Below are 6000 nucleotides of genomic sequence, written 5' to 3'. Positions count from 1 at the left end.
AGTTTTATTAAACTAAAAATCGCTGGAAGTCAGTGTAAACAGCTGAGTCTAGTAGTAACTTGCCATTTTAATGTTTAAAAAATAACTAATTATATTTGTTAAGTCATTGCTTTCTATGTAGTTAAAATTTCGCGATCTAATACTTTTATAATATTTGCACTATGTCGGTGCTAAAAATAACCATATTGGGTACATTGCTGTACAATAAGCCGCCAGAATAAACGCTAGCGAGAAGTAAAGCAGGGATGAAAGAAACAAAAATGGAGGTGTTAAACCGCCAAGGTGAATCCATGGAAGTGGATAAAGGATACCGCTTTGGGTACCCCTTTTTTAGCTTGCTCGTATTTATAAAACAGACATGTTTAGAAGATAAAAACCGTAATTGCCCTGAACTGCAATGTGATATTTTTTATCGCGATATTATGAATTACGGCTTTCTTGATTCTCATAATCAGCATATGGCCGATGGTCGTTTTGACCTTGCTGCTAAAAACCTCAATGCCATGCATTATATCTCTATCGATGCACTGACGGGTCTACGTAAAAAAGAATATTTACAACGTAAATTAACCAGCCTCGAAAACCAAGTATATTACGATGAAGTTTCAGATTTTTCATTAATTATGTGTGACTTAGATAAGTTTAAAGTGATCAATGATAACTTCGGACACAGTGTGGGTGACGATACGTTAACTTTATTTGGAGAACTAATTCGGGAGAGTATTCGACCTACAGATTATGCTTATCGTTTTGGTGGTGAAGAGTTTCTCATCTTACTGCCTAATAGTAACTTAGAAGAGGCGATTTGCGTTGCAGAGCGCGTACGCATAACCATAGAAGATAGACTACAGCTGGGACACTACGGTTTAAGTCAGGTCACCGCCGTTGATATGCAAATATCGAATATTTCTGTACAGGAAGGGGAAGAAGCAAATGCTTTCTTTTTAGCGCGATCTGTTACCTGCAGTTTTGGCGTCTCTAATTACAGTGAGTGTGGGCAATCAACGGAACTACTCTTTACCCAAGCCGATGACAATCTTTATGTTGCGAAGAATAATGGGCGTAATCGCGTAGCGTATTAGTTTTACTCTTTAGTTTCACATCTATTCATCTGAACGCAGCAAACCAATATTTCGCTTTACCCGCTATTTTACTTATTAGCGTAAAGTTCTGTTAACTGTTTAATGAAATTAACCTTGTTTGGTATTGGTATTGATATTGGTATTGTGTTTATTGTTTTCTGGGTGAACCAAAAGGCTTGAATACCAACAGATAACGCGGGTTTAATATCTTTCTCGAAGTTATCACCGACCATTGCTACTTCAGTTGCGCTAATATTTAATTGATTAAGAATTGCATTTAGGAATGTAGGTGTGCCTTTTGATAGACCTAAATTAGCTTTGCAAAAGTAACCCGAAATAAATTGATTTAAATCGACGCGTTCAAAGGCTTGTTGAATTTCTAATTCAGTAGAATCTGCGGCACCTGTTGCGATATATATCTTTGCATTTTTAGACAAAGCTGCAAGCGTTTCTTTAGCGCCTGAAACTGCTTCAACTACTTCCCAGTCATACATTTTTCCTACTGCATCGGGGAAATCAACCATCAAAGTATCACCCCAATCAAATAAATATACGTTTATCATCTTAACTCCATCTTTCATCTTTGATTCATATAAAGTTTTTGGTCACAATGTCGTTATCTAAGGCATGATTACTGACAATAAAAAAGCCTGCGGTTAAGCAGGCTCATTAACGTGGTTAAGTAACTGGTTACGTCATTAGCTAAATGAATAGTAAGAACTAAATGATTAGCTCGCACTATTCATTTGTTTAATAAACTTGTTTGATTCGGCAATGGATTCATTCATATCGTTCATTAGCTGTTGAATATCACGTTTTAGATTGGTGAATTCACCTTTGATTTCTGACACCGCTTGCGCGTTTAAATTATGTTTTAAGTATAAAACGTTATCGTTTAAAGAGGATAATACCGGCTCCATCTTGCTTTCGGCGTTGCGCATAGAGCGTAAAAGAGTGCTAAATTGACTCTTTGTTTCTGCTAGCTTTTGACTGCTTTGGCGTTTTAAAGATGCACTTTTATATTGCTCAAGCTCTTCGTTCCATTCATCAAATAATGCATTAGCCACCTCTTCCACTTTATCAATGTTAGTTGATACTTCGTTTGCTGCTTTTAGGCTTGACTGGTAATCATCGTTTAATGCATCGTAAGTCTTTTGTAGTTCGCCACCTTTAAAGTCGATCAGTGTAGTTAGCCCTTCAAGTGCGGATTGAAACTCTTCTTGCGACTCTAGCTGTGACTCTTTTGTTTCTTCAACACGGTCAATAAGAATATCGCGCTTATGAAGCCCGACCTTTTCCATGGCCGAGTAATAAACTGATTCACAGCCTGATAATGTAAATGTTAGTGCAAGCAATGAAGCACATAATAGTGTCTTTTTTTTCATTTTTAACCCCTGTTTATAAGCATCAATACTGTAAATTACGATAATAATCAAAGCACGATAATGACATGAATAATATGATCTCTCCTGATAAACAGCAAGCTAAGCCCAGTGGACTTAAGAGATCAAACTGATAATAATGAGGGGTAATATTCACTATTCATAAAGGAAAATGAATAGTCTTGTGCGAAGGTTTATGCTCGGTAGTGTGGAAGGTTAGATACCTTTGTCTGCCCAACTAGGTAAATTACACCATAAAATAGGGTTCATGCTCAATTGCATGTAGGCATTCTTGTAAAGTTAGGTTTCGGTGCAATTCAAGCCATTTATCATTGTATCGCATATAAGATAGATTGAACTTTCCATCGCCTACATGCACCATTTTGGCAAATTTAATTTCAAAGCTAGGTGAAATTGCATTTTTTCCTGGGCTATTATGTTTAGAACAAAAATAAAAAGAATTCCCATGCCATTTAGTATATATATCGACAAGATAATTAGAGCTGCTTTCTGGAAGAGGTACTTTAACACTTCTCGGCTTCAAAATTTTATCTATTAATTTCTCTGCTTCTTTATCCAAAGCACTTTTAATTAAACTTGTAACCTTTACTGGCTTGGTTACTGAAGCCATCCATCTATTCATACCTGCAACTTCTCAATTATATTTAGGAAACGAATTATTTTTGCCTTCTCTGGAATCGCTTGTTTTTGATAGTGAAATGTAGCGTTTCTAAATATTCTCATGCATCGACAAAAGCTTTCATTAGTTAAAAGTAAATCTACACCTTTATTTACAAAATTAAGTTCAATGTAACCTTTAATTACAACAAATATCAGACCATAAAATACTGATAAACGAGAAAATGAAGAATGCATTTCTTTAAATTGAAGCATTTCTTTAGGAAGATCTGATTTACTTCCAATAGGTGTCTAAATCACTTGTTTTACTGCATCTGTATTTAACCAATGTTTATGTGATGATATGAGTTTATCCGCACTGACTTCTGAAGGCCTGCGTCGTTTTAAGTTGTTAATTGCAGTTGGTTAAAATGTGCGAGGCACAAACAGCAGTCAACTAACTTGCCCATCTTGAAAGCTCTTATATTATGTGCGAGTTTTAACTAGAGAGAGATACTTGCTTTCGCACTCAGAGAAAAGCGTGAATGAATTCATGCTATTACCGTAATTTTGAATTGTTAAGGTATCACCTTGCTGCAACGCACTTACTTCGATTTTTGAATTACGTGGCGATTCTGAGGCATGCAACCCGGAGAATACAATTTGTTGGCCCTTTTTCATAAAAGTGCCTTTAGCCGATCGAGCATTTGTTTTAACTTTGTATACAAGCTGATTACCTTCTTGTGATAGCCCAACAACTAAGTTACATGATGATGGTTCCAAACTTTTGTAGTAAACAAAACTGGATTTAGGCAGCATAGAACACCCTGAAATGACGGTGAAACAAATGATCAAATAAAACAACTTTTTCAAATTACCTCCTAGTATATAACGCCCGCACAAACGGACAAACATTGTGGGTTATAATGTTAATCAAAATGGAATCTAATTAACTGTTTTTGTTGCGATTTGATGCACTTTTGTACGTCCAGCATGGACTAATGAGATGAAAGTCTTCTGTAGGAAGGTCACCATTTAATCACTTAGGTGATTAAACGCTAACTACTAGCGAATGGCAAGGGCTTATCCGTGAGGATGAGGCTAGTGGAGTCTGCTAGCATCCTTGTGAATAAAGAGGGGAGCTGATGAACAAGAGCATCATATGAGGCGTAGGCTAGAAGTGAGTCGGCACAAGACAATGAAACCATGTGATCTAATGACCACCGTAAATGATGCAGTGCAAAGAAAGTACATGCTCTTATCTGGGGAGATCGGCTTAACACGCGAGCGTTAACTAAGCTTGTTAATGTGGGATAGTAACGAGAAAACAGCTCTACAAACTCAATCTGTATTTACGAGGATAGGGAAATTATTTTCTGATCGCCAAGGGTTGCCAATTAACGATTGAGCTGATCATTGGATCCGCCGCCGACTGTGAATGTTTTTCTCATCAAGAAGTGGGGCGGTAATGGCGTAAACCAAGGACGAAATTGAGATCATTGATCAAACTGGGTGTCAGTGAATATTTAGCTATTTCTTGTGCCAGTGGGTTTATAAAAAGTACAAGTAGAAGACCTTGTCGTAGTTCGAAGATCAAAGGGATCAATATAGCGATCAGTAATGCGTTTTTAGCCTGACAAGGTTTGATGTCATTAAAGGATTTATGAATTCACATTCACTATTCATTATATGGTGAACCGTCTGCAGGGTGGTGGAGCTGGAGGCTAGATAGATTAGAAAAACTCGGTTTTAATCGTTTAATGTTGATTCGTCTGCGCTCACCCTGACAGCTAGCTATTTATTTGCAGTGCTTTCGCCCTGTCGGCGACATCCTTTCTTTTACCAGAAAAGAAAGGATGCAAAGAAACTGGCCACCGGAGCACTTTCTTATCCAAACGCTAATTGCCTTTCTTAACGCACCAGTTCATACAGCACATCCATGTGCTGAATGAACTTACAGCAAACGTCCTGTTTGCTGTTGCTGAAAGTCATTTATCGCTTGGGAAAGCTTTACGGTGGGGAAGTTGTAGCCACATTAAGCATCGTTTTTCTTGGGATTTGGTGGAAAGTTTTTTAAAAGTCAAAAAGCAAGGTTTGGCCCTTTTATAAAAACCGAGTTATTCTACAGCCTCAACGCTCTGTTTTAGCATCTGATTTCAACGCCTTGTTAGTTTTTCCTACGCAACGATCTACTTTGACGGACTTTATTCAGTCGAAAGAAGCTAAACGAATTAAGACTAAAGTTTCCACTTCCTAGGCTTTTAGCAAACACAATTAGGTTGTTATTCTCTTGTTTTTTTGTCGTCATTTTTAGACAACAATGAAATTGATCTGTGTCTACAGAAATCAGCGTGAAAATAAATGAATAGGTTTGATTATGAGAAAATATTGAAGTATCAGTTTTACAAATAAATTCTTCAATTTCACCAGGTTTTAAAAGCTTTTGTATATCTACTCTTTTACTTTCAACGTTAATGGAAGTGTCATTGCCTTTGTTTATAAAGAGCTTATCAATATATAGATTTTTATTCCCTGAGCATGAAATGAAAAATTTACTCTCGCAGAAGTTATCATCGTTTTCAATTTTCCAACTAAACGAAACTAAGCGACAATTAAATTTAAACGAATTCCAAATATGGGTTTTAAATATACTGAATAGTGACAAAATAAATGCGGACATTGATATTAATACAGCCCAACTTTTTGCATCCATGTAAATCCCTTTTGAAAATTGATTCCCAACGTCTACGATAAATTAACGGGGTTAACGAGGCTGTAGAATTTCTCTTTTTTCAGAAAAACATACTTTATAGTATTCCTAAATATACTTATACATAAGAATATTAAAGCACTTGTAATTACCCACTAAGAACGCTAATCAGAATATTTTGATTAATATCCATGAAACTCTCCAGGGT

General features: G+C 36.5%; 6 protein-coding genes. 1 reads left to right on the top strand and 5 read right to left on the bottom strand.

Features of this window, described 5'->3' with window-relative positions; all coding sequences use genetic code 11:
- Positions 1–245 precede the first annotated feature (245 nt).
- Entirely contained in the window at positions 246–1082 is an 837-nt protein-coding gene (locus MT391_RS14800) for a GGDEF domain-containing protein (RefSeq protein WP_499498776.1), read from the top strand.
- 68 nt (positions 1083–1150) lie between these two features.
- Here the strand turns inward: MT391_RS14800 and MT391_RS14795 are convergent, their stop codons facing one another.
- From MT391_RS14795 to MT391_RS14775, 5 genes are all read right to left on the bottom strand, one after another.
- Positions 1151–1645: an HAD-IA family hydrolase gene (locus tag MT391_RS14795; protein WP_499498774.1), complete on the bottom strand. Its 495-nt coding sequence runs from the start codon at positions 1643–1645 to the stop codon at positions 1151–1153.
- Between the two features lie 165 nt (positions 1646–1810).
- Positions 1811–2467 (bottom strand): DUF2959 domain-containing protein, encoded by a 657-nt coding sequence (locus MT391_RS14790; RefSeq protein WP_499498772.1) that lies wholly within the window; start codon positions 2465–2467, stop codon positions 1811–1813.
- A 244-nt stretch (positions 2468–2711) separates the two neighbouring features.
- Positions 2712–3107 carry a DUF3024 domain-containing protein gene (locus tag MT391_RS14785; RefSeq protein ID WP_499441193.1) on the bottom strand — a complete coding sequence of 132 codons (396 nt, stop codon included), beginning with the start codon at positions 3105–3107 and terminating at the stop codon, positions 2712–2714.
- A gap of 461 nt (positions 3108–3568) precedes the next feature.
- On the bottom strand, positions 3569–3763 hold the full coding sequence (locus tag MT391_RS14780; RefSeq protein WP_499498771.1) for a hypothetical protein: 195 nt from the start codon (positions 3761–3763) through the stop codon (positions 3569–3571).
- 1486 nt (positions 3764–5249) lie between these two features.
- Complete coding sequence (locus MT391_RS14775; RefSeq protein WP_166371746.1) at positions 5250–5795, bottom strand: hypothetical protein; 546 nt, start codon at positions 5793–5795, stop codon at positions 5250–5252.
- Between the last annotated feature and the right edge of the window lie 205 nt (positions 5796–6000).

The sequence above is a fragment of the Vibrio sp. 1-Bac 57 genome (assembly GCF_037546855.1).
Lineage (GTDB): Bacteria > Pseudomonadota > Gammaproteobacteria > Enterobacterales > Psychromonadaceae > Psychromonas.
Note: the sequence above shows the minus strand (reverse complement) of the source record. Positions and strands in the feature narration are given on the sequence as shown.

Coding starts and splice junctions, on each gene's coding strand:
- MT391_RS14775 (WP_166371746.1), bottom strand. CDS start 5,795: ATGGATGCAAAAAGTTGGGCTGTATTAATATCAATGTCCGCATTTATT.
- MT391_RS14780 (WP_499498771.1), bottom strand. CDS start 3,763: ATGAAAAAGGGCCAACAAATTGTATTCTCCGGGTTGCATGCCTCAGAA.
- MT391_RS14795 (WP_499498774.1), bottom strand. CDS start 1,645: ATGATAAACGTATATTTATTTGATTGGGGTGATACTTTGATGGTTGAT.
- MT391_RS14800 (WP_499498776.1), top strand. CDS start 246: ATGAAAGAAACAAAAATGGAGGTGTTAAACCGCCAAGGTGAATCCATG.
- MT391_RS14790 (WP_499498772.1), bottom strand. CDS start 2,467: ATGAAAAAAAAGACACTATTATGTGCTTCATTGCTTGCACTAACATTT.
- MT391_RS14785 (WP_499441193.1), bottom strand. CDS start 3,107: ATGAATAGATGGATGGCTTCAGTAACCAAGCCAGTAAAGGTTACAAGT.